This is a genomic window from Ammonifex thiophilus (assembly GCF_003368535.1).
Lineage (GTDB): Bacteria > Bacillota > Desulfotomaculia > Desulfotomaculales > Ammonificaceae > Ammonifex > Ammonifex thiophilus.
In genome coordinates this window covers 1-21,567 of the sequence record NZ_QSLN01000024.1, presented here as the reverse complement: position 1 = coordinate 21,567, position 21,567 = coordinate 1, and the positions used below count along the sequence as shown (strand labels likewise).

The 21,567-nt window shown below is 58.3% G+C and carries 23 protein-coding genes and 1 riboswitch; of the genes, 6 read left to right on the top strand and 17 right to left on the bottom strand.

Annotated features, from left to right (window positions below):
- A partial coding sequence (locus DXX99_RS09975) for an ABC transporter permease subunit (RefSeq protein ID WP_165847823.1) occupies positions 1–375 on the bottom strand: 375 nt, incomplete at its 3' end.
- A gap of 397 nt (positions 376–772) precedes the next feature.
- Here DXX99_RS09975 and DXX99_RS09970 point away from each other — a divergent pair.
- The gene (locus DXX99_RS09970) at positions 773–1,399 is read left to right on the top strand and encodes an IS607 family transposase (protein WP_165847822.1); all 627 of its coding nucleotides are present in this window, start codon (positions 773–775) and stop codon (positions 1,397–1,399) included.
- Positions 1,368–2,960 carry an RNA-guided endonuclease InsQ/TnpB family protein gene (locus DXX99_RS09965; protein ID WP_115793333.1) on the top strand — a complete coding sequence of 531 codons (1,593 nt, stop codon included), beginning with the start codon at positions 1,368–1,370 and terminating at the stop codon, positions 2,958–2,960. The genes DXX99_RS09970 and DXX99_RS09965 overlap by 32 nt, the downstream gene beginning before the upstream one ends.
- Positions 2,961–3,045: 85 nt before the next feature.
- On the opposite strand, the gene DXX99_RS11755 is transcribed toward DXX99_RS09965, so the two are convergent.
- Both DXX99_RS11755 and DXX99_RS09960 read right to left on the bottom strand, forming a co-directional pair.
- The gene (locus DXX99_RS11755) at positions 3,046–3,291 is read right to left on the bottom strand and encodes a hypothetical protein (protein WP_205664696.1); all 246 of its coding nucleotides are present in this window, start codon (positions 3,289–3,291) and stop codon (positions 3,046–3,048) included.
- A 101-nt stretch (positions 3,292–3,392) separates the two neighbouring features.
- The gene (locus DXX99_RS09960) at positions 3,393–4,661 is read right to left on the bottom strand and encodes an ABC transporter substrate-binding protein (RefSeq protein WP_205664695.1); all 1,269 of its coding nucleotides are present in this window, start codon (positions 4,659–4,661) and stop codon (positions 3,393–3,395) included.
- Between the two features lie 202 nt (positions 4,662–4,863).
- Here DXX99_RS09960 and DXX99_RS09955 point away from each other — a divergent pair, with 202 nt between their 5' ends.
- Positions 4,864–5,073, top strand: coding sequence for a hypothetical protein (locus DXX99_RS09955; protein WP_115793332.1), 210 nt, complete (start codon positions 4,864–4,866; stop codon positions 5,071–5,073).
- Here DXX99_RS09955 and DXX99_RS09950 read toward each other — a convergent pair.
- From DXX99_RS09950 to ffh, 13 genes are all read right to left on the bottom strand, one after another.
- A complete protein-coding gene (locus DXX99_RS09950; protein WP_115793339.1) occupies positions 5,070–5,630 on the bottom strand; it encodes a uracil-DNA glycosylase in 561 nt (186 codons plus the stop codon). The two genes, DXX99_RS09955 and DXX99_RS09950, sit on opposite strands and share 4 nt — an antisense overlap.
- 64 nt (positions 5,631–5,694) lie before the next feature.
- Positions 5,695–6,471 (bottom strand): energy-coupling factor ABC transporter ATP-binding protein, encoded by a 777-nt coding sequence (locus tag DXX99_RS09945; RefSeq protein WP_165847821.1) that lies wholly within the window; start codon positions 6,469–6,471, stop codon positions 5,695–5,697.
- An 80-nt stretch (positions 6,472–6,551) separates the two neighbouring features.
- Positions 6,552–6,740: a CooT family nickel-binding protein gene (locus DXX99_RS09940; RefSeq protein ID WP_115793330.1), complete on the bottom strand. Its 189-nt coding sequence runs from the start codon at positions 6,738–6,740 to the stop codon at positions 6,552–6,554.
- A 701-nt stretch (positions 6,741–7,441) separates the two neighbouring features.
- Positions 7,442–8,725, bottom strand: a complete 1,284-nt coding sequence (gene eam / locus DXX99_RS09935) for a glutamate 2,3-aminomutase (protein ID WP_240610901.1) — start codon at positions 8,723–8,725, stop codon at positions 7,442–7,444.
- A 94-nt stretch (positions 8,726–8,819) separates the two neighbouring features.
- Positions 8,820–8,958, bottom strand: a riboswitch (cyclic di-AMP (ydaO/yuaA leader).
- A gap of 80 nt (positions 8,959–9,038) precedes the next feature.
- Positions 9,039–9,854, bottom strand: a complete 816-nt coding sequence (ylqF, locus tag DXX99_RS09930) for a ribosome biogenesis GTPase YlqF (RefSeq protein ID WP_115793329.1) — start codon at positions 9,852–9,854, stop codon at positions 9,039–9,041.
- Positions 9,855–9,856: 2 nt separating this feature from the next.
- Positions 9,857–10,393, bottom strand: coding sequence for a signal peptidase I (gene lepB / locus DXX99_RS09925; RefSeq protein ID WP_240610900.1), 537 nt, complete (start codon positions 10,391–10,393; stop codon positions 9,857–9,859).
- Positions 10,394–10,395: 2 nt separating this feature from the next.
- Positions 10,396–10,743, bottom strand: a complete 348-nt coding sequence (gene rplS / locus DXX99_RS09920) for a 50S ribosomal protein L19 (RefSeq protein ID WP_115793328.1) — start codon at positions 10,741–10,743, stop codon at positions 10,396–10,398.
- An 88-nt stretch (positions 10,744–10,831) separates the two neighbouring features.
- Positions 10,832–11,581 (bottom strand): tRNA (guanosine(37)-N1)-methyltransferase TrmD, encoded by a 750-nt coding sequence (gene trmD / locus DXX99_RS09915; protein WP_115793336.1) that lies wholly within the window; start codon positions 11,579–11,581, stop codon positions 10,832–10,834.
- Positions 11,582–11,590: 9 nt separating this feature from the next.
- Positions 11,591–12,100, bottom strand: a complete 510-nt coding sequence (rimM, locus tag DXX99_RS09910) for a ribosome maturation factor RimM (protein WP_115793327.1) — start codon at positions 12,098–12,100, stop codon at positions 11,591–11,593.
- Positions 12,101–12,111: 11 nt separating this feature from the next.
- A complete protein-coding gene (locus DXX99_RS09905) occupies positions 12,112–12,507 on the bottom strand; it encodes a YlqD family protein (protein WP_240610902.1) in 396 nt (131 codons plus the stop codon).
- A gap of 8 nt (positions 12,508–12,515) precedes the next feature.
- A complete protein-coding gene (locus tag DXX99_RS09900; RefSeq protein WP_015739393.1) occupies positions 12,516–12,743 on the bottom strand; it encodes a KH domain-containing protein in 228 nt (75 codons plus the stop codon).
- A gap of 31 nt (positions 12,744–12,774) precedes the next feature.
- Complete coding sequence (gene rpsP / locus DXX99_RS09895; protein WP_015739394.1) at positions 12,775–13,023, bottom strand: 30S ribosomal protein S16; 249 nt, start codon at positions 13,021–13,023, stop codon at positions 12,775–12,777.
- 34 nt (positions 13,024–13,057) lie between these two features.
- Positions 13,058–14,389 (bottom strand): signal recognition particle protein, encoded by a 1,332-nt coding sequence (ffh, locus tag DXX99_RS09890; RefSeq protein ID WP_115793325.1) that lies wholly within the window; start codon positions 14,387–14,389, stop codon positions 13,058–13,060.
- Between the two features lie 190 nt (positions 14,390–14,579).
- Between ffh and rgy the strand changes: the two genes are divergently transcribed.
- Genes rgy through DXX99_RS09875 form a run of 3 tightly spaced genes read left to right on the top strand, consistent with a single transcriptional unit; the run spans position 14,580 to position 19,962 of the window.
- Positions 14,580–18,011 carry a reverse gyrase gene (gene rgy / locus DXX99_RS09885; RefSeq protein WP_115793324.1) on the top strand — a complete coding sequence of 1,144 codons (3,432 nt, stop codon included), beginning with the start codon at positions 14,580–14,582 and terminating at the stop codon, positions 18,009–18,011.
- 15 nt (positions 18,012–18,026) lie between these two features.
- Complete coding sequence (locus tag DXX99_RS09880; RefSeq protein ID WP_115793323.1) at positions 18,027–19,409, top strand: aspartate aminotransferase family protein; 1,383 nt, start codon at positions 18,027–18,029, stop codon at positions 19,407–19,409.
- Positions 19,410–19,416: 7 nt separating this feature from the next.
- The gene (locus DXX99_RS09875) at positions 19,417–19,962 is read left to right on the top strand and encodes a metallophosphoesterase family protein (RefSeq protein ID WP_115793322.1); all 546 of its coding nucleotides are present in this window, start codon (positions 19,417–19,419) and stop codon (positions 19,960–19,962) included.
- On the opposite strand, the gene DXX99_RS09870 is transcribed toward DXX99_RS09875, so the two are convergent.
- Positions 19,959–21,347 carry an MFS transporter gene (locus DXX99_RS09870; protein ID WP_115793321.1) on the bottom strand — a complete coding sequence of 463 codons (1,389 nt, stop codon included), beginning with the start codon at positions 21,345–21,347 and terminating at the stop codon, positions 19,959–19,961. The genes DXX99_RS09875 and DXX99_RS09870 overlap by 4 nt on opposite strands.
- Positions 21,348–21,567: the final 220 nt, after the last annotated feature.

Below are 21,567 nucleotides of genomic sequence, written 5' to 3'. Positions count from 1 at the left end.
GCGTAAAGCGTGGCGGTACCAGACCCGCCTCTCCCCTATGCCTTTGGCCCTCGCCGTGCGGATGAAATCTTTATTGGCCACCAGCAGAAGGGTGTTGCGGGTGAGCAAAAACACTCCGGTGAGCCGGACCAGGGTCAAGGCCAAAAGGGGCAGGCAAGCGTGGTGCAGCACGTCAATCGCCGCCTCCCACCAGCCCCTGTATTCCTTAAAAGGAGTCATGGCCCCAGCCAGGGGAAACCATCCCAGCTCCACGGCGAAAAGCAAAAGCAAGAACAATCCCAGCAAGAAAGAAGGGATTTCGGAGAAGCCGATCAGGGAGAGCAGCAGCACCCGGTCGAGCCTCCCCCGGCGGTGCCGGGCGGCGAGAGTCCCCAGGAAAAATACCCAGAGTCGCGCTTAAGAAAGTCGAGCCCAGGACCAGCAGCAGGGTCCAGGGTAGGCGCTTCAGCAGGAGCTGACCCACCGCTTCATGGTAATAAAGGCTCTGCCCTAAATCACCACGGCAGATTCCCCGCAGATAGCGCCAATACTGCTCCGGCCAGGGCCGGTCCAGCCCGTAGTAATGCAGGAAGTACCGCCTCTGCTCCTCGGTCAGCACCGCGTGCTCTTCCCCCTCTTCCGGGGAGGAGAGAGCCAGGAAGGGGTCACCCGGCAGGAGACGAGGCAAGGCGAAGTTGAGCGTGAGAATGAGCCACAGGGTTGTTAGCAGCTAACCGATTTGCCATACTATCATTGGTGATTGTTTGGGATGCCGAAGTACCATAAAAAGCACATGTACCGGATTGCTGAGGTGGCGGTTCTGCTCGGCGTTCACAAGGACACCCTACGCCGCTGGGAAAGGGAGGGGAAGGTCAAGGCCGTCTGGCTTGGAAGAGAGCGCCGCTTCCCCGAAGAGGAGATCCGCCGCCTCTTGGGCGAGGCCAACCCGGACACGGTGGTGCTTTACGCACGGGTCTCGGGCCACGACCAGAAAGGAGACCTCGAACGACAGATAGAGGCGCTGAGGGAAGCGTATGGCTCCAAATTTTCCAACGTAATAGTCCTGACCGATATTGGTTCCGGCCTTTCGACCTCCCGCAAGGGGTTAAGGAAGGCCATGGAGCTGGCCCGGGAGAGAAAGATACGTGCCGTTGCCTGTACTTACTCCGACAGGTTGACGCGCTTCGGCTTCGAATACCTGGAAGAGTACTTCTCGAGCTTCGGCGTCGAAATCCTCATCCTCAACCGTGAAGAAGATAAAAGCCCTCAGCAGGAGCTCGTGGAAGACCTTCTCACCATCGTCACTTCCTTCGCAGGCAAACTCTACGGGCACAGGTCGCACAAGGTAAAAAAGCTAAAGGAGGAAATGAAGGAGGCGCTAAAACGCCTTGATACTGACGACCAGCTTAAGACTCCCTGACGAGCTGGTAGAACCACTCAAGAACCTCACCGCCCTGGGGCTCAAAGTCCAGGAGCAGGTGCTGGGGACGTACTGGTCGCCTGAGGGCCTGGAAGCCGTAGCTTCTTCCCCAGGCAAGGCGTGGAAGCTTTTAGACGCAGAGCTTCCCCGCCCGCAGGACGTTTACATCCCCAGCCGCGTGTGGCGCTCTATCTTAGAGTCGGCAGGACGCCTCCTGCGCTCCATGGCCGAGAGGAAGCGCATCTTCGAGCTTCTCTTGCCGCTTTTCAACGGGAAAGCCAGAGACGCTGCGAAGGAGCTCTACGACCTGCTCAAAAAAGACGGGGAAGGAGAGAAGTTCGGGTATCTTTTCAACGTGGCCGAGGCTGTGGCCAACTTCTACGCCGAACACGAGAGGCTTCCTCAGGACTTCTTTGAGCTCCAGAGGAAGCCTGAACCTAAAAAGTTCACCTTCACGACTTCTGCGGACGACGGCCCAAGGCAGGGGCAGGTGCTGAAGTACGAGTGCGACGGGGAAGTCCTGCGGGGCCGGGTGAAGCTTCCTCTATGTCCCGAGCCTAAGTCGGAAAAGGATTGGGAGTGGTTCTCCTTTGACGTCAAGCTGCCGGAAGAGCTGAAGGAGAAGCTCAAAGCGGGAAAGCTTCATGCCCCCGACCTGAGGTTGAAGCGCAAGCCTTCGGGCAAGCTCATCGCTCTCCTCGACGTCAAGGTGGAGGTGCCGGAAAAGGCACTTTCGGGTGAAAAAGACCGGGCGCTGGGGCTTGACTGGGGGCAGAGGAAGCTCATCACTGGCACCGTAGTTTCCAGAGAGGGGCAGCTCACCCCTCCCTTCTTCGTCTTCTGGCAGGCACTGAGGGCCAAGCTCTTCCGCATCCGGCAGGAGATCCGCCGGCTGCAAAAGACACGCGACCAGCACGAAAGAAAAAGCCCGGAGTGGAAGAAGTACAACCGTTTGTTTGCTTCTGCCTGGCAGAAGTACCACCGGATACAGCACCAACTCGCCCACCAGGTATCAAGCCTTTTGGTGCTTTTAGCCAAGGCTTTCGACTGCCGGTACATCTTTGTTGAGTGGCTCCTCACCCTGCGCGGGAAGAGGGGGAGGCCGAAAGACCTCAACTGGTGGGTGACCACCACGGTGAGGGGGCTTCTCTTCAGGCTCCTGAGGTATAAAGCGAGACTCCTGGGGATTAAGGTTATACCGGTCCCTCCGGGCGGCACGAGCTCTGTTTGTCCCAGGTGCTTAGAGAAAGGCAAGCGCGTCAAGTCGCCAGGGGAGCCCGAGGAGAAAGACTCCGGTTCCTGGTTTGTCTGTCCTTCCTGCGGGTACAGTGCCGACCGGGACTACGTGGGGAGCCTCAACGTTGGGAGGTTCGGTTTTAGGCTCAAAAGGCCGCTTTCCTATAGGGTTGGCGGCGCGGCGCAGCCGTTCCCGTCGCAGGGGGCTTCCCACGAGGAAGCGATGACTTTTACCACGCTGGGATACATCAAAAGCGCCTTTGTAGCCAATTTTAATGCACTGGCTAGGCTCCTGAATTCCGCAGTCTTACCTAGCATAACCTAGCGTGGGAGGAACGGTGACCCCGTACTCCAAAAGCTTAAACCACCATCTCGAGCGCATGGTTTTCCCGCCCGGGAAAGATCGCTACTTACCGGGCCAGGTAAGAGAGCTTGCTGTGGGTCAGGGCGTGGTGATCGTACATGAACATCCACCCATCGTACTCCGCTGGCCGGTACACCGAGTAGCTGGTGGTGTAGTAAAGAGGCAAGCAGGGCACGTCCTCCGCCAACACCCGCTGCAACTCCGCCACGAGCTGCTTGCGCTTCGCCGGATCGCTTTCCCTCAATTGCTCGGTGGCCAGCCGGTCCACCTCGGGGTTCTGATAGCCGGTCACCGGGCGCGAGTGGGTAGCTCCTTGGATTCCCAGTCCCGGGCCGCCGAACTTTTCCCGCAGGTAGTCGGCGTCCTGACCCCAGCCGCCATGCCCGTTGATGGCTATCTCAAAGTCCCTTTTTTTACCCGAGCGTCGCGCACCTTGGTGTCGGCGCTCACCACCTTGACTTCAATGCCCACTTCTCTGAGCCGCTGCTGGATGAGCTCCGCCATCCGGGCCTCGCCACCAGAGATCAGTAACTGGAAGGAAAGCCTCCTCCCCTTCTCGTCTTTCCTGATCCCATCGCCGTCCAGGTACTTGAAGCCGGCCTTCTCCAGGAGCTCCTTGGCTTTCCCGGGATCGTACTCGTACTGTGGAACGTTGGGGTTGTACCAGATGTGGTCGGGAGGAAGGATGCCAGGGTTGCCCGGCAGGGCAGCACCCCGGGCTAGCTTCTCTACCAATTCCTTGCGGTCGATGGCGTAGGCTATGGCCTGCCTCACCTCCCGGAGGGCCAGGGCGGGGTTTTTCCTCAAGTTAAATAACATCTCGTAGCCCCAGAAGCCGGGCTGTCGCACCACTTTGAATTCCGGCTTGTTCTGAAAGCGGGGGAGAATATCGGGCGGCACCGTAGCCATGGCGATCTGCCCCTGCTCAAAGGCCACTAGCTCGTTGCTCACTGGGATGAATTCCAGCGTCTTCACCCTGGGCTTGGGTCCCCAGAAATCGGGATTAGCTTCAAACTTGTAAGTGCCGTGCTCTTTGCTGTAATCCGTGAGCTTGTAAGGACCGGTGCCGATAACCGCCTCGGGCTTGGTGAAGTTATAAGGATCGTTAACCCCTTTCCAGATATGCTCCGGTATGATGGCCAGCTTCGACATCTTCTCCAAAAAGGTGGCCATGGGCTGAGTGAGCTCGACCTTCACCTTGTGGGGATCCAGAACCTCAACCTTCTGGATAATAGAAGCGTCGAATCCCCATACTGGTGGAAACCTGCGGGCGTAATCCAGGGTAAAGGCCACGTCCTTGGCCGTAAAAGGCTGCCCATCATGCCACTTTACTCCCTGCCGCAGGCAGAAAGTGTAGGTCTTACCGTCAGGGCTAATTTCCCATTTTTCCGCCAGCCAGGGAATAAGTCCCTTCTCGTCCTTCTCCAGGAGGGAATCGAATACCAGGTTCATCTTGTAATATCCCGGCCCCCGGCTGTAGTGGGCGTAGGGGGTGGGGTAACCCCAGTCACCGCCGGGGAGCCTGATCACTTCCACCTGCCCCTTAGCCGGCAATGTAGCCGCCGGCTCCTTCTTACTTCCGCATCCCGCCACGAGGAGAGCCAGAATAACCCCCAAAACTACACAACCGGCCACCAGACGCCTCTTTAAGGACTCGCCCATGTCGCTTCGTGCCCCCTTTATCTTTTATTGCTGAAAACTCCTCTGTGGAGGGTGACGGAGCCTTCGTGGCTCGGTTAAAAAAGTTGACGGTTCGAGTTGGTTAGCCCTATTCGGCGCACGGGTTAAATTTCCTTCTGCCAAACAAATTTCACTTCCGGGTCACATAAACTGTTAGCGGAGAGAAACCGTGGGGGGGATACCTGTGGACCCTCGGCTCTCGGAGCAGAAAGCGCTCCTGGAAGAGTACCGCCAAGCCCTGCGGGCGCGCAGGGCCTGCCGCTGCCACTTTGACTTCTGCGACCCCGAGTATCTAGACGCCGCCATTTTCGCCTTGGGAGCAGCCGAGCGACGCATAGGAGCTCTCATTAAGACTGCCAAAAAAGAAAAGGTCACCGCTTGGCGGCGACCCTAGAGTCCCTGTTTTTTGAGGTTGAAATAGGCGTCTCTTATCTTTTTGAAGTCTTCCCAAGCCGGTCGCTTTTTGCTGGGGTCGCGTAGCAGCGCCGCCGGGTGGTAGGTGGGCATAACCTGCGCGCCATAGAAGGGGCCGAGCCACTGCCCTCGCACCTTGGTGATTCGAGCTCCTGAACCCATTAGATACTGCAGGGCGGTAGCCCCCAGCAAAACGATGATTTTCGGCCGGATGAGCTCGATTTGCCGGATGAGATAGGGAAGGCAGGCCTCTGCTTCCTCTTTGGTGGGCACCCTGTTCCCCGGAGGACGGCACTTTACGATGTTGGCTATGTACACCTCTTCCCGCTTGATGTTGCAGGCGGCCAGTATGCGGTCGAGCAGTTGCCCCGCCGGTCCGACAAAAGGCCTTCCTTGGCGGTCTTCTTCCGCCCCCGGCCCCTCGCCGATGAACATGAGGAGGGCGTGTGGGTTACCCTCTCCAAAAACCACATTGGTCCGCCCGGCTGCTAGCGGGCACTTGCGGCAGTTTTTCACCACCGCTTCCAACTCTTCCAGCGTTTGCGGTACAGCTAGATCTTCAAGAGTTAACTGAAGTCCACCAGAGGCCGATCTGGTTGCTCTAGCCACCAAGCCACCCCCCAAAAGCCTGGCCCTCTTCCAACATCAGATGCGCCCGCAGGAGGAGTCCCCGGTCGCGCAAAACTTCCTCCGGCGCTCCCACGAACCACAGCCGGTGGTCATCTCCCAGTATGGCTATCCGATCAGCCAAGTAGGGCAGCAAGTGAAGCTCATGCGTGGCCATAATCACCGTCTTCCCCTGACCAGCAAGCTGGGTTAGGAAGCGCAAAAGCCACTTCTGCGACCGAGGGTCGAGGTTAGCCGTGGGCTCGTCCAGCAAGAGGACCTCCGGGTCTGTTACCAGCACAGAAGCCAGCGCTACTTTCTTTTTTTCGCCACCGGAGAGGCGGTGGGGGAAGCGTTCCCGTAAGGATTCTAGCTGCATGAGTTTAAGGGTTTCGTCGACCCGCTCCTCTATCTGCTCCCGTTCCCAGCCCAGGTGCAAGGGACCGAAGGCTACTTCGTCCCACACGGTGGGGCAGAAAAGCTGAGCCTCGACGTTCTGCAGCACCAACCCCACCCGCCGCCGAAAAGCATAGGCTCTCTCTGGCTCGTTTAGCAAGGCAGGTGTGAGCGGTTCGCCGAAAGCCCACACTTCCCCCTGGGAGGGAAAGATTAAACCCGCCAGTAGTTTGAGCAAGGTAGACTTTCCCGAACCGTTAGGCCCTAGTAGCACCAGGCGCTCTCCCGGTTTTACCTCGAAAGAAATGTCCTCCAGCGCCGTCTCGCCCGTGGGATATTGGTAGCTCACGTGGCGCAACTCGAAGACCGCCGTCAGCTTCGCTTCAAACCTCCTCGTTAAAAATCAAAGCCCGGCCGTACGCTCGGGCTTACTTTGAGCGGGTTCGGCCGGGAGAGCTACTCCCTTTCCAGGATAATTTTGTGATCGACCAAGGCCAGTTCCTTTATTTTGGCCCGTATGAACTTGCGCCTGCCGTAGATATCTTCTAAAAGTAAGCCGTCATCGAAGGGGCGAACCTTGTCCACCGCCTCCAGAACCAGCTCTTCTTTGTCCCCGTTCCTGAGGTAGGCGTTGGCTTCACACATGGCCTCTTTTCACTCCCTCGGCCTGGTACCGCACAAACACGGTACCCCCTACTTTGTGTTTAATTATATGGTTACCTCGTTTGCTCTGTCAAGCACGGGCGGGCTCTGGTGCGCGTCAAGAGTTAGTAGGTGGTTCGGGAGAAAACTTCTCTTCATGGAAACCTCGCCGCCAGGATAGTCCCGGTACCTGCGCCATTAAGGGATCAAACTACTGAGGCTAGGCCGGCTTAGTTCCCGCAACACATGCTTCACCCATGGAGCTCCTCTAGACTGCCCCCTCAATGCCGGCAAACTTGCGTCTCGGGCCAGTTCCCTGCTTCCTCTATCTTCCATAAGCCGCTGGTTCAACTGGGGGTCTCTCCCTTCTCAAAAACGGCTTCTCTCCTGGACTCTCCCTCCTGCCTGAGCGCTTCTCCTACTTCCTGCACGGCCTGCCACACCGCCATGGGGCTGATCCCCGGAACAAGATAGCCTAGAACTTCTGCCGCTTGCCTTTAGGGCATGTCCGCTCCCGACTTCACCGCCATCTCCTTCAAACGCGGTGTGCACCGGGACCTCTCCGGCTAGAGTCTTTATGCCTCGTCAAGAAGAAACCCGGCTTCCCCCGTTTGCTTGTTCCGGTAAAGCCGCCTCTTGATTTTGAGCTCTCCGAAACCGGTGAGCTCTGCCTGGGAAAGTCAAGACAATTCAGAAAGAAAGTTTCAGGCCGTTTCGGTCTCCCGCTTGCGCCCTATGTTAGGATAGCGAACGATCTTGTTCTCCCAGGTGCGCAGCACAACATGATCCCCGTCAAAAGCCAAGAGGTATTGAGGAAGGACGGGAATCTTGCCCAGACCCTGAGGGGCATTGATTATGTAAGTCGGTACGGCCAGACCAGAAGTGTAGCCACGCAAGTGCTCCATTATTTCTATTCCTTCCTCGATCGGGGTTACAAAATGGGTAGTCCCCTTAACCAGCTTGGCCTGGAACAGGTAGTAAGGGCGCACCCGGATCTTTAGGAGCTCCTGGTTGAGCTTGCGCATGATGAAGGGATGGTTGTTTACCCCTCTTAGCAGAACCGCTTGGTTACCTAGGACCACTCCGGCCTCGGCTAAACGGTCGCAAGCGGCTTTGGCCTCCCTGGTAATCTCTCGGGGGTGGTTGAACTGAGTATTGAGGTAAATGGGTGGATGCTTGGCCAGGATGCGGCACAAATTATCGGTTATTCGCTGAGGGAGCGTGACAGGGACCCTGGTCCCTATGCGCTTTATCTCCACGTGCGGTATCCGGTCAAGCTCGGTCAAAAGCCACTCGAGCACCGAATCGCTCAAAAGCAGCGCGTCCCCTCCGGTAAGGAGCACGTCCCGGATTTCCTTGTTCTGGCGGATGTACTCCAGAGCTTCTTCCAGTTCCCAGCGGGTGCGATCCCGGTCCACCTCTCCGATGTTGCGCCGCCGCTGGCAGTGGCGGCAGTACATGGCACACCGGTTGGTGACGTTGATGATCAGGCGATCGGGGTAGCGGCGGGTAATTCCTGGTGCGGGCGAGGTCCACTCCTCGGCCATGGGGTCAAGTGACCCTACCTTGTCCTCCAGTTCAGCGGCGCTCGGCAGAGCCTGGCGGCGAATAGGGCAGGAAGGGTCTTCTCCCATTAAGGAGAGATAATAGGGGGATACGGCCCAGCGGTAAACGCGCTCCACTCGCCGGATGGCCTCTTTTTCCTCCTGGGTCAGAGGTATAAGCTTCTCCAGCACCTCCACCGAAGTGACCCGGTTTTTGATATGCCAGCGCCAATCAGCCCACTCCGACTCGCCGATACCGAAGTAGGCCATTATCCGCCGACGGTTGGCCTCAATCTCTTCTACCATTTCTAAGCCGCTGGGGATGGAGGCCTTGGCCTCCAGATAATCTTTTATGCGCTCTTTGAGTTCTGCTGCCCTGATCGAGGCAGCTTCTTTCTTTAACTTGTCTTCTTCCAGCTTCTCCCGGATGAGAAAGAGCCCCACAGTCACTCCCCCTCCCTTAAGGCAAAATAAAAACCCCCTCCCCGGGGGTGCAGACCTTGAGCATGAAGCCAGAAAAAAGCAGAAATTCCCTTTCTTCGCGGCTTTCCACGCTTACGAGGTTAGCTGACGGGTTCGGGTCGAAAGCCTGACCCTACCCGGCCGCAAAGGGCCGGGATTCACCCCAAAAAGGTGGGTCCCCCGCTCCCTTCCCAGGGATTCAGCGCTCAAACCAGAGATATTAAGTTTTCAATTAAACTTCGCTTAAAGCTTAACACGGAGCCTGGTACCCTGTCAAATTCCTTGTTACTCCAGACTATGCAATAGGATCCAAAGTGAAACGTCCTAGCCGCCCCTCACGGAAATCTTTGAGCAAGGCCACCGCCGCCTTTACCCGGTCTATGCAGCCCCCTTCCAAGAAAAACCCCCGATGCCTGCCCAATTCATCCAAAAATTCCTCCGGCGCTTTTCCCGCCGCCAAAGGATAGCGCTTGGCCAAAGCGTCGGGATAATGCTCTTGCAGCCAAGCAGCAAGCCACAAAGCCGCTGCTTCTACATCGATTACCTCTTCCTTGAGAGCACCAGTAACAGCCAGCTTGAGCCCTACCTCCGGGTCCTCGAAACGGGGCCAGAGCACACCGGGGGTATCTAGAAGCTCAAAGTTCGGAGTTACTTTAATCCACTGCTTCCCCTTGGTGACGCCGGGTTTGGCTCCCACAGCTGCTGCCCGTCCCCGAGCCAGGCGGTTAATAAAACTTGACTTGCCCACGTTGGGAATCCCCACTACCATGCCCCGCAGAATTCCCGTACGCCCAGGTCTGGCCACCCTCCGCAGAGCCTCTTCCAGCTTATCCAAGCCTTTTCCGGTAAGGGAGTTCACCGCTAAGGTGGGATACCCCTCTTGCTCTAGGTAAGCAAGCCAGGCTCGAGTAGCCCGGGGATCAGCCAGGTCCTCCTTGTTGAGTACTACCACCCGAGGTTTGCCCGCCAGGAGCTCGGCGATGTCGGGATTGCGGCTGGAGTAAGGTATGCGGGCGTCCAGAAGTTCAAAAACCACCTGCACCAAAGGCAAATGGGCCCGGAGCAGGCGCCGGGCCTTAGCCATGTGCCCAGGGTACCAGTGCAGGGACACTTTCAGTTGAGCACCCCTATGCGATCAAGCGGCCAGTAGCGGAAGATAGCCTTTCCAATGATGTAGCGCCTTTCTAGCATGCCCCACACCCGACTATCCTCGCTGTTCATCCGGTTATCCCCCAGGACGAAATAGCATCCAGGCGGCACCTTAACCGGACCGTAGTCGGGGAAGACCGTGCCCGGCGGCAAATAGGGCTCCGGAGTGAGGTGGCCGTTAATATATAGGTGATTGTCGCGGAGCTCTACCACGTCCCCCCCTACCCCGATGACCCGCTTTATATAATCCTTCCTGGGATTCAAAGGGTAGTGGAAGACGATGATATCGCCCCTCTGCGGGTCCTTGAACCAGTAGGCGAACTTGGCCACCAAGATACGATCCCCCTGGAGGAGCGTCGGGATCATGGAGCCCGAAGGAATGTAGAAAGGTTGAAGGATGAAAGCCCGAATAACAACTGCCAGGATAACGGCGATGACCAGGGACTCGATTATCTCTTGCCAGTAACTCTTTTGCCCCTCGGCCAAGGCTCTCCCCAGCACCTTTATCTTCTCTCTTCGATGCGAGCAGCCTTACCCCTAAGCTCGCGAAGGTAGTAGAGGCGCGCCCGCCGCACCCGGCCCCGCCGCACCACTTCTATTTTTTCCAGCCGGGGCGAATAGAGCGGGAAGATGCGCTCTACACCTACTCCGTAGGACACCCGCCTTACAGTGAAGGTCTCGTCAAGACCCCCTCCCCGACGCCGGATTACCACACCCTCGAAAACCTGGGTACGCTCCCGGCCCCCTTCCACCACCTTGAAGTGCACCCGCACTGTGTCTCCGGGGCGGAAGTCAGGAATTTCCTTTTGCAGGTGCTCCTCATCAGCAAATATCTGTTTCAAATCTTGCATCTCGCTTCCCACCTTCCCTTATCAGATGAACCCCTCGGCAAAAACCGAGGAACATTATAACACGCCGCGTATACCCTGACAAGGAGCTTTACAGGCCCAAAGCTTCGATCCGCTGTTTAAGCTCTCTTAAAAACTTTCGGTCTTCCTCGGTAAGTTCCGCCAGGCTTAGAAGGTCGGGGCGCCTTACCAGGGTCCGTAGGATAGATTCTTCTCGGCGCCAGCGGGCAATGCGGGCATGGTGCCCACTTGTGAGTACTTCAGGAACTTCTTCCCCCTGAAATACGCGGGGGCGGGTGTAATGCGGATGTTCTAGCAACCCCCCGGCAAAGGAATCGGTTACCGGAGCCCGCTCATCCCCTAGAACCCCGGGAAGGAGCCGGGCCACCGCGTCTACCACCACCATGGCCGCCAGCTCTCCTCCGGTGAGCACGAAGTCCCCTATCGATATCTCGCCCGTGGCCAAGCGGCGGACGCGCTCGTCCACCCCTTCGTAGTGGCCGCAGATCAGTACCAGATGTTCCTCTCGCGCCAGCTCCCAGGCCAGGCGCTGGGTGAACCTCTCCCCCTGGGGGCAAAGGAGAATCACCGGGCCTAGCTTTCCCCCCCGCCGCTCCCTTATTGCCTCCAGCGCCAGGTAGATGGGTTCGGGGCGGAGGATCATCCCCCCTCCTCCGCCGAAAGGCGCGTCGTCTACCTCGCGGTGCTTAAAAGGGGAGTAGTCTCGGATGTTCACGAGGTTTATCTCTAAAAGCCCTCTTTCCCGCGCCCGCTTGATCTGGCTCGCGGAGAAGGGCCCCTGAAACATTTCTGGAAAAAGAGTGAGAATATCGAAAACCAAAGGCATCACCTATAAAAGTCCTTCTGGGAGCTTTACTGTCATCTTCCGGCCGGGCACGTCTACCGAACAGACGACCGTCTTGAGGGCGGGGATAAGAATCTCCTTCCCTTTCGGGGAGCGGACGCTGAAGACGTCGTTGGCTCGCGTGCTCAGCACCGCCTCTATCTTCCCCAAGAAGGTCCCCTCTTCAGTGAAGACCTCCATGCCGATTAGGTCGAAGATGTAATAATGCCCAGGGGGGAGAGGGTGTACTTCCTCCCTGGGCACCTGCACCAGCCCCCCGCGCAGAGCCTCCGCCTCTTCCATTCTTTCCACCCCGACCAACTCTAGTAAGACGAACTTCCCGTGCAGCCGGGCCCTTTTCACCGTGTAGGTGGTGCGCTGGCCTTTAAGAAACACCACCGCTTCTTTCATTCCTAAAAAGCGCTCCGGGAAGTCGGTCAGGGGCAAAACCTTGAGGGCCCCCCGGTAACCGTGCGGGGCCACGATTTCCCCTACAGTTATGAAATCCGGCCGCATAAAGCCTCTCTTCAGAGCCCCTGTTCCCTCACCGCCACTATTTTCCCTTCCTCTATTACTATCTCCACCGGCCCCAGACGGCTGGCCTCGTCCCCGACCCCCACCTCTACCAGACTCTCCGTACGCCCCTGCACCAACTCTGTGCCCAAGGGAAGGTTCTTGACCGATTCGTACTGCTGGCGCAGGCGGTCGCGCGCCGCCACCTTTTCTCGCCGCAGATGTTCTAAGGCTTCCGCTTGACTTTTGCCCTGCAGCTGGCCTAGCTCCGCCTCCACCCGCTTAAGCTCCCGCTCGGCCAACTCCAGAGCATGGCCGAGGCGCGCTAGCAATATCTCCCGGTAGCGAGGGGTAAGCTTCACTTTAATCACCACGGGTCGGGTGACGACGATCTTCTCCACCAATCTCACCAAGTTTTTTAAAGTATCTCCACCACTACCTTCTTTCCCGAACGGGCTGCCGCCGCCTTGACGACCTGACGGAAGGCGCGGGCCACCCGCCCCTGCTTGCCGATCACTTTGCCCACATCCTCAGGAGCCACCCGGAGCTCTATGCGTACCGATTTCTCTCGCTCTACCAGCCGCACGTCTACCGCTTCCGGGTGATCCACCAGAGCCTTGGCCAGAATTTCCACCAGCTCTTTCATAGGCCCTCATCCTGCCTTCCGGAAAGTCCCTTTAACCGCTTATGACGCCGGCCCTCACCAGCAGGTTGCGCACAGTATCGGTGGGCTGAGCTCCTTTGGCCAGCCACTCCCTGGCCTTCTCCACGTCGATCTTCAGTTCGGCCGGGTCGGCCACCGGATTGTAGTAGCCGATCTCTTCGATGAACCGGCCATCGCGGGGCGAACGCGAGTCAGCCACCACTATGCGGTAACGGGGGTTGTTCTTAGCCCCGATCCGCTTGAGCCTTATGCGTACTGCCAACTTTCCCTCACCCCCTTTCCTAAGAAAATTTATTTTAAAACTTGAGGTTGGGAAAACGTTTTTTCTTTAGGTGCTTGCTGCCCATAAACTGGCGGATGAGCCTTTTGGTCTGCTCGAACTGCTTGAGCAAGCGGTTCACATCCTGCACCGTAGTGCCGCTTCCTCGGGCAATGCGCCGCTTGCGGCTCCCGTCGATTATCTCCGGATGCCGCCTCTCTTCTGGGGTCATGGAGTTGATGATGGCCTCCGCCCAGATGAGCTCCTTCTCGTCGAACTGCAACTCTTCCCTGAGCTTCTTCATCCCACCAAAGCCCGGCAGGAGGGAGAGGATGTGGTCTAGCGGCCCCATTTTGCGGAACTGCCGCAAGTGCTCCAAGAAATCCTCCAGGTTGAAATCATCGCTTAAAAGCCTCTTCTGCATGGCGGCCGCCTGCTCAGCATCGATGGTGCTCTGGGCTTTCTCGATCAAGGTGAGCACGTCTCCCATGCCCAAGATGCGGTCCGCCATGCGGTCAGGATGAAAGGGTTCCAGCATGTCGAGCTTCTCGCCCACACCCACAAATTTGATGGGGCAGCCGGTGACGGCCCGGATGGAAAGAGCGGCACCGCCACGAGTATCGCCGTCGAGCTTGGTAAGTACCACCCCGTCCAGCCCTAAGCGCTGGTGGAAGGTTTCCGCCACCGTCACCGCGTCCTGACCGGTCATGGCGTCTACCACCAGCAGCACCTCGTGCGGTTTCACCCGCGCCTTGATCTCCTCCAGCTCCCGCATGAGTTCCTCGTTGATGTGCAGGCGTCCCGCCGTATCAATGATCACCACATCGTAGCCTTTATGGTTAGCCTCGCGCACGGCCGAAGCAGCGATTTCCACCGGGTCACCAGTCTGGCTCCAGACGGGCACCTGAATCTGATCCCCCAACACCTGGAGCTGCTTTACGGCCGCCGGCCGGTAGACGTCCGCGGCCACCAGCAGAGGCCTCCTTCCCTGCTTCTTTAGGCTCAAGGCGAGCTTGGCCGCCGTGGTGGTTTTGCCCGAGCCCTGCAGCCCCACCAACATGACCACCGTAGGGGGCTTGGGAGCCAAGTTCAGCCGGGCGTTTTGCCCCCCCATCAGGTTTATCAGCTCATCGCGGACGATCTTCACCACCTGGTGGGCTGGGCTTAAGCTCTGGATGACTTCCTGACCCACGGCCCGCTCTTTTATGCGGGCGACGAAGTCCTTGACCACCTTATAGTTAACGTCCGCCTCCAGAAGGGCTAGGCGTATTTCGCGCAGGGCGGCGTTAACGTCTTCTTCCGTGAGCTTTCCCTTATTCCTTAGCTTCTTGAATACTTCCTGTAACTTATCCGTAAGACCAAAAAACACCCCGTCCACCAACCTTAATCGCTGGGGCTTCGAGTTTCACCGTTGATTTTACTGAAAACGCAACAAAGGTGTCAAGCAAGCCCTGTTCCAGCTACTTGCATCCTTAAAGCACATTTCCATAAAGCTACTTCCGGAAACGACTTTGCGTTAAAATCTTAAATTAAAAGGTTCTGGGCGGGAGGAGAGAAGTGTGGAGCTTTTCCTTCTGGCACACGGCTGTCCCAACTGCGGCAAAAGTGTGACAGACGAGCGCCTGGCGGCGGGCCTCCCTTGCCCCCGGTGCCTTCCCCGAGCGGAGGGTAACCTCCCCTTCGCTGCCGTTTGCCGCACCTTGCGGGAGGAGAAAAAAATGGGAGGGCTTTCCCCCTTCTGCCGGGCCGAAGAAGGGCTCAAAGAGTTCGAGCTTTTTTTCCGGCAGGCTACCGGCCTTTCCCTCTCTTCCCTGCAGCGGCTGTGGGCCAAGCGCTTTTTCCTGGAGGAACCCTTCGCCATCATCGCCCCTCCCGGCGTGGGGAAGACTACCTTCGGCCTGATAGTTTCTCTTTACAATCCCCAGAAATCCCTTATTCTGGTGCCCACCCGCCTTCTGGTCTGGCAGGTGACAGAGAAGCTTAATCACTTCGCCGAAAAGGCGAGCAGCGAAAAGAAAATCCTGAGCCTTACCGGCAAAGCCAAAGAGAAGAGAGAACTCATGCAAGGCGAATACGATATTCTGGTAGCCACCACGCAATTCTTTTACCGCCACTGGCCGGAAATTGCCTCCCACCCCATCACTTTGGTCTTTATCGACGACGTGGACGCCCTGCTCAAGAGCTCCCGCCAGGTAGACAGCCTCTTCTACTTCCTGGGCTACTCGCCGGAAGAGGTCGAAAGGGCTCTCCGCTCCCCGGAGGGGGAAGCCAGAGAAGTGGGAAAGAGGCCGCGAAGGTTGCTCATCCTGTCTTCCGCCACCTTAAAGCCGCGTACCAACCGGGTGCGCCTCTTTCAGCGACTTATGGGCTTCTCCGTCCAGCGAGCCGTGAGCACCCAGCGCCGAGTGGTGGATTGTTACGAAGAGGTGCCCGATTTTGCCCAGGCGCTGGCCCGCGCCGCCGAGCTTGTCCGACAACTGGGCCCCGGCGGCCTGGTTCTGGTAAGTTCGGAAGAAGGAAGGGAAGGGGTGAAGGAAGCAACCGCTTATCTTCAAGCCCAGGGGATAGAGGCCGAGAGCTACCTCGAACTCGCCCCCGAAGAACTGGTATCCCGGCTGGCGGAAGGCTCGCTTAAAGTGGCGGTGGGGCTGGCCCACCCCACCAACCCGCTGGTGAGGGGATTAGACCTGCCCCACGTTTTAAAGTACGTGATCTTCGTGGGAGCTCCCGCCCACCTCTTCCCGCTGGACCTTTCCCCCACCCCCGGCGCTTTGCATGGGCTGGCTCTGGCTCTCTTCCCCCTCTTTACGCCGGAAGAGCAGCGTCAGGTTCTGCGGGAACTCAGGTATCTGCGTCCTTACCTTACCCTGCCTGCCGAGGCGGTATCCCGCTACCCCGCTCTGGAGAAACGGGTGCAAGCTTTAGCCTCTTTCCTCGAAGAGAAGCTTAAAGATCCTTCCTTCTGGGAAAAGGTGAAGGCGGCCGAAGACTTAAACGTGAAGGAAGAAGAGGGGAAGTTTTATCTGGTTCTGGGAGACGCCACCACCTACCTGCAGGCTTCCGGGCGGGTCTCGCGCCTCACCGCCGCCGGTCTTACGCGCGGGCTGGCCATAACCCTTTGCACTGAGCGCCGGGTACTCTTGAGTCTCAAGAGGCGGCTACGCGCCCTCACCCCGGCCGAGATAGAATTCACCCCTTTGCAGGAGGTCGACCTGGCCGGGGTCATGCAAGGTATCGAAGAAGACCGGCGGCGAATCAAAGCGGGGGAACTGGCCGATAGAGAAGGCCCCCGCACGGCGCTGGTGGTGGTAGAATCCCCCCACAAGGCCCGCACCATTGCTTCTTTCTGGGGAAAGCCCGGTATTCGCCGGGTGGAAGGGGCGCTTGCTTATGAGATACCGGCAAACGAGCGGCACCTTATAATCACCGCTTCCCTGGGGCACGTTTTTAACCTTAGCCGGCAGCAGGGCTTCTTCGGCGTCCTCACCTTTGACCATCACTTCCTGCCCGTCTTCGACACCATAAAAATCTACCGGGAAACGGGCGAGGAACTGGTGGACCCAGAAGAAGTGGCTCGTTATCCGGAGGGCACGGTGTGGGACAAACAGGAAATCCTGAAGGGGTTGCAGTACCTGGCCTTCGAGGTGGACGAGGTCTATATAGCTAGCGACCCCGACGCGGAAGGAGAAAAGATCGCCTACGACCTTTACCTCACTTTACGCCCCTTCAACCCCCACATCTACCGGCTGGAGTTCCACGAGGTTACCCCCTCCGCCTTCCGCCGGGCCCTGGAAAACCCAGGACAAGTGAATCTTTACCGCGTGCAGGCCCAGCTCACCCGGCGGGTGCTCGACCGCTGGGTAGGTTTTTGTCTTTCTCGCCGCCTTTGGCAGAAGTTCGGCAACCGCCACCTTTCCGCCGGAAGGGTTCAGACTCCGGTACTGGGGTGGGTAGTGGCCCGCGCCGAGGAAGGGAGACAAAGAAAGGCGCGCCTGACCTTCTCCTTGGGAGAGGCCACGTTCGCCTTAGAAGTGCCCGACCGGGAACTGGGTCGAAAAATCTTTGAAGAGCTGGAAAAGCTCTCATGGGAGATACTGGAGACCATCGAGGAGGAGCGCTTTCCTCTTCCTCCCTTCACCACGGACACCATACTAACCGAGGCGGCCCACCGACTCAGGCTTTCCGCGTCGGTCACCATGAAGCTCCTCCAGGAGCTTTTCGAACTGGGGTTTATCACCTACCACCGCACCGACTCCACCCGTGTCTCCGAAACGGGCCGCTTCCTCGTAGCCAAGCCCTTCATCCTCCAGCATTACGGCGAGGAGCTCTTTCACCCGCGCAGCTGGGGGGAGGGAGGGGCACACGAAGCCATAAGGCCCACCCGACCTATGACCGAAACCGAGCTCCGCTGGATGGTGGGGGCGGGGCTGGTAGATCTGAGCCAGGAGAGGGCGCTGGAGCTTTACGGTCTCATTTTTCGGCGCTTCATGGCCTCGCAGATGGCTCCCGCGCGTGTGCGCAAGGCCAAAGTTCGCTTTCAGGTGCCCAGCCACACTTGGGAAACCGAGGTGGTGATCGAGCAAATAGCGCCGGGCTTTGCCCTCCTGTGGCCCAATTTCTCCGTGACCGAGCTCCGTCCTGGGGCCCGGTTGACCAGCAAGGAGTACCGGGAACTCCCCATGGTCGAGCCTTACACCGAAGGTACCCTGGTTCAGGAAATGAAGCGCCAGGGCATAGGCCGCCCTTCCACCTACGCGGAAATCGTGGCCACCCTGCTCAACCGCGGCTATCTGGTGGCCCGGGGAGGACGCCTTTACCCCACCCGCCTGGGCTTCAAAGTGTACCGCTACCTGAAAGAAAACTTCCCCGAATACGCCGACACCGCCTTAACCCGGGAGATAGAAGCAGCCATGGACCTCATCGCCGAGGGAAAGGAGGACTACCAGGAAGTGCTGCAGAAGCTGTATAAGGTCAGGGAAATCCTCACCTGAAGGGAGTCTTTGCACGTGGAAAAGCTCATCGGGGTAAAAGAAGCCCTGGAACTCAGCCGGGAAAAAGTGCGGGAGCTTCACCGAGAGTACCTTAACGCCGGGCTCTGCCAGCTCCTGCGCCTGCTCGACTTTGACAAGCGCTTCGTAAAGGCTGAAGGGGCTAAACTTTGGGACGAAGAAGGAAAAATGTATTGGGATTTCCTGGGCTCTTTCGGGGCCATGAACGTAGGACACAACCACCCTAAAGTCCTGGCCGCCCTGGATCTGGTACGGGGCTTTCCCACCATGGTACAGACCACCCTCTCTCCCTTAGCCGGGGCCTTGGCCCGCAACCTCTGCCGGTTGGCGCCGGGAGGAATGAAACGTGCTTTCTTCTGCAACAGCGGGGCGGAAGCAGTGGAGGGAGCGCTCAAACTGGCCCGGGCCGCCACCGGACGCCCAGGCTTTATCTATTGCCACAACTCCTTCCACGGCAAAACTTTCGGTGCCCTCTCGGTCACCGGCCGGAAGAAGTACCAGGAGCCCTTTCTCCCCCTCCTCCCCAACTGCCAGGCCATTCCCTATGACGACCTGGCGGCGCTCGAGGAAGCTCTGCGCAAGAAAGAAGCCGCTGCCTTTATAGTAGAGCCCATTCAGGGAGAGGGGGGAATTATCGTCCCCTCCCCCGGTTACCTGCGGGAGGCCAAGCGCCTTTGCAGCCGATACGGGACTCTGCTCATAGTTGATGAGATCCAGACGGGCTTAGGGAGAACGGGTAAGCTTTTCGCCTGCGAGCACGATGGAGTGGAGCCGGACATCATCTGCTTGGCCAAATCTCTGGGAGGCGGGGTCATGCCCATAGGCGCCTTCCTCACCACCGACGCCATCTGGAACAAAGCCTACGGCAGCCCCGACCGGGCTCAGCTGCACACTTCCACTTTCGGCGGCAACGCCTGGGCCTGCGCCGCCGCTTTGGCTACCCTGGAAGTGATCTTAGAGGAAGACCTTCCCCGCCAGGCCGCAAGAAAAGGGGAACTCTTTCTCGCCCGACTGCGGGAGCTCCAAGCGCGCTATCCCCACCTCATCAAGGAGGTCAGGGGCAAGGGGTTGCTGGTAGGGGTGGAGTTCGCCGAGAAGCAGAAAGGGGTTCTCTCGCGCCTGACTTTTGGATGGGTCGACCGGCTGGCAGAGGAGTTTCTCGGCAGCCTGGTGGCCGGACAGCTTTTAAATCGCTTCCGCATCCTCACCGCCTACACCCTGAACAACCCCAACGTTATCCGACTGGAGCCTCCGCTGGTAGTGGAAGAGGAGGGGCTCCTGCAGGTAACGGAGGCCCTGGAGAAGATCTTGAAGGAGAACCGTTCTTTCCTGGGCCTGGCCACCAAAACTTTCTTAGCCAAGGGAGGAAAGGAGGAGTGAGCCTTTCATGCGCCTGGGACTGGTGAGCGACTCGCACGGGGAACTAGAGAACTTGCGCGAAGCCTTGCGGCAACTGAAGGAAAAATGGCAGGTGGAAATGGTGGCCCACTTGGGGGATGCCTGGGAGGACACGGTCGTTTTTGAGGAGTTCCCCACGCTTCGTTGCCTGAGGGTGCCGGGCGTCTACTGCCCTCCTTACCGTGACCCGGCTGTCCCCAATCGCCTCGTCGAGGAGATAGCCGGCTACCGCCTGCTCTTTACCCACACTCCCTCTGTCCACCCTCACGACCTCGAAGGGGATCCCAATCCTCAACTTTTGGCCCAGACCGAGAGTGTGGATATCATCGCCTTCGGGCATACCCACGTGCCGGAAATCCGCCGGGAAGGGAAAGTTCTGTGGGTGAACCCGGGCCACCTCAAAAGCCGGGACAAAAAAGGGCACTCTCCCTCCTACGCCGTTGTGGAGCTGGAAGAAAAGGCCGTTAGAGTCTGGCTGGTGGACCTTCTGAGCGGCGTGCCCTTTGCTGAAGAAACCTTCCGGCGCGAAGACTAGCCCTCGCCGTGGATGCGTCCCCGAGCCAGGGAGGCAAAAACACCGGCAAAGCAAAGACAAGCGAAGCACAGGAAAGCCACCCTGGCCGCTTGGACGAACGGCCAGGAAAGGTGGGCGCCCAGAGAGACTTCCCCTACAAAAAGCCCCAGTACCAGCATGGCGATTCCCATGCTGAAGGTCTGCCCCACCAAGCGCATTATGGCCAGGACGGACGAGGCCACGGCCCGGAAGCGGGGGGTCACCGAGTTCATGATGGCGTTGGTATTGGGGGAGGCAAAAAGAGCAAACCCCAGCCCCAAAAGCAAAAGAATCCCTATGATCTGCAAGATAGGGGTCTGCAGGCTAAGTCCAAAGGCCAGAAAGAAAAGGCCCAAAGTGGTTAAGGTCATTCCTAAAGAAGCGATTATCCGAGGTTCGACGCGGTCGGATAGCCAGCCGGCCACGGGTGAGCCCAGTGTCATCACCACGGGCTGAGAGAGGAGAACGAAGCCTGCGTCCTGGGGTGAAAAGCCCCGTACTTCCTGGAGATAAAGGCTCAAGAAGAAGGTCACCGCGTAGGTGGCACTGTAGTTTATGAGAGCCGCCAAGTTAGAAAAGGCAAAGGTCAAGTTTTGGCGAAAGAGCCTGAGATCCAGCAGCGGCGCCGGTGTCCTGCTCTCCCAGATGACAAACCCAAACCCCACACACAAACCGGCGGCCAGGAGGTAACCACCCAAGCTGCGGGGGAGCTCAGAGAAGCCGTACATCAAAGCGAAAAGCGATAGTCCGGAAAGCAGGGAACCCAAGTAATCGAATCTTTCCTTTTCCGCTTCTGCCCACTCCCCTTCCACCTTGGTAAGCAAGAGCAAGATCGCAAGACCCAAAGGCGCGTTTATCCAGAAGACGCTCCGCCAACCCAAGTACTGTACCAGCATCCCTCCCAAGAAGGGGCCGGTAGCCAAGCCCAGGTAAACGGCCGCCGCGTTGAAGCCCAGCGCCTTGCCCCGCTCGCCGGGAGGGAAAACGGAAGTCAAAATGGCGGCCGCCGTGCCGAAGATCATGGCTCCCCCTACTCCCTGGAGGGCGCGGAAGGTATAAAGCCAGAAGGGACCAGGGGACAAGGCCGAGAGCACGGAAGAGATAGTGTACACTATCACACCGATGGCAAAGACTTTCTTCCGGCCGTGCATGTCGGCCAATCTTCCTGAGGGCAAGAGTACCATAGCCGCCGCCAACAAAAAGATGGAGGCCACCCACCCCAGGCTTATCACCCCCAGCCCCCACTCCTTGCCTATGTCAGGGAGAGCCAGGTTCACCGCCGCCCCCATAAAGGGGGTGAGGAAGGAACCTAGGGCGGTGGCCAGCAGGGCCATGCGGCGGGAAAGCGCTGCGTCTCTTTCGACCATAAAAAGCCCCCTTTGCGGAGAAGATTAAAATACTTAATTTTTTAAAGTACTCTAACGCTTGCCCCTGAAGTTGTCAAGTTCTTCTGGAGCGAAGGATCGTGTCAACCTACTGTAGGAGTCTCGAGCCCCACCATCCCCGGACCAGGACGAACTACCAGAGAAGATCGATGTTCCGGCTCAAAGCTTTGAGGGCTCTGGTTAATGATGTTACCGGACCTCG

Excerpts from the sequence above, each read along its gene's own strand:
- DXX99_RS09970 (WP_165847822.1), top strand. The coding sequence starts at position 773 with ATGTACCGGATTGCTGAGGTGGCGGTTCTGCTCGGCGTTCACAAGGAC.
- DXX99_RS09960 (WP_205664695.1), bottom strand. The coding sequence starts at position 4,661 with ATGGGCGAGTCCTTAAAGAGGCGTCTGGTGGCCGGTTGTGTAGTTTTG.
- DXX99_RS09940 (WP_115793330.1), bottom strand. The coding sequence starts at position 6,740 with ATGTGTGAAGCCAACGCCTACCTCAGGAACGGGGACAAAGAAGAGCTG.
- rplS (WP_115793328.1), bottom strand. The coding sequence starts at position 10,743 with ATGCAAGATTTGAAACAGATATTTGCTGATGAGGAGCACCTGCAAAAG.
- rimM (WP_115793327.1), bottom strand. The coding sequence starts at position 12,100 with ATGCGGCCGGATTTCATAACTGTAGGGGAAATCGTGGCCCCGCACGGT.
- DXX99_RS09900 (WP_015739393.1), bottom strand. The coding sequence starts at position 12,743 with ATGAAAGAGCTGGTGGAAATTCTGGCCAAGGCTCTGGTGGATCACCCG.
- DXX99_RS09875 (WP_115793322.1), top strand. The coding sequence starts at position 19,417 with ATGCGCCTGGGACTGGTGAGCGACTCGCACGGGGAACTAGAGAACTTG.
- DXX99_RS09870 (WP_115793321.1), bottom strand. The coding sequence starts at position 21,347 with ATGGTCGAAAGAGACGCAGCGCTTTCCCGCCGCATGGCCCTGCTGGCC.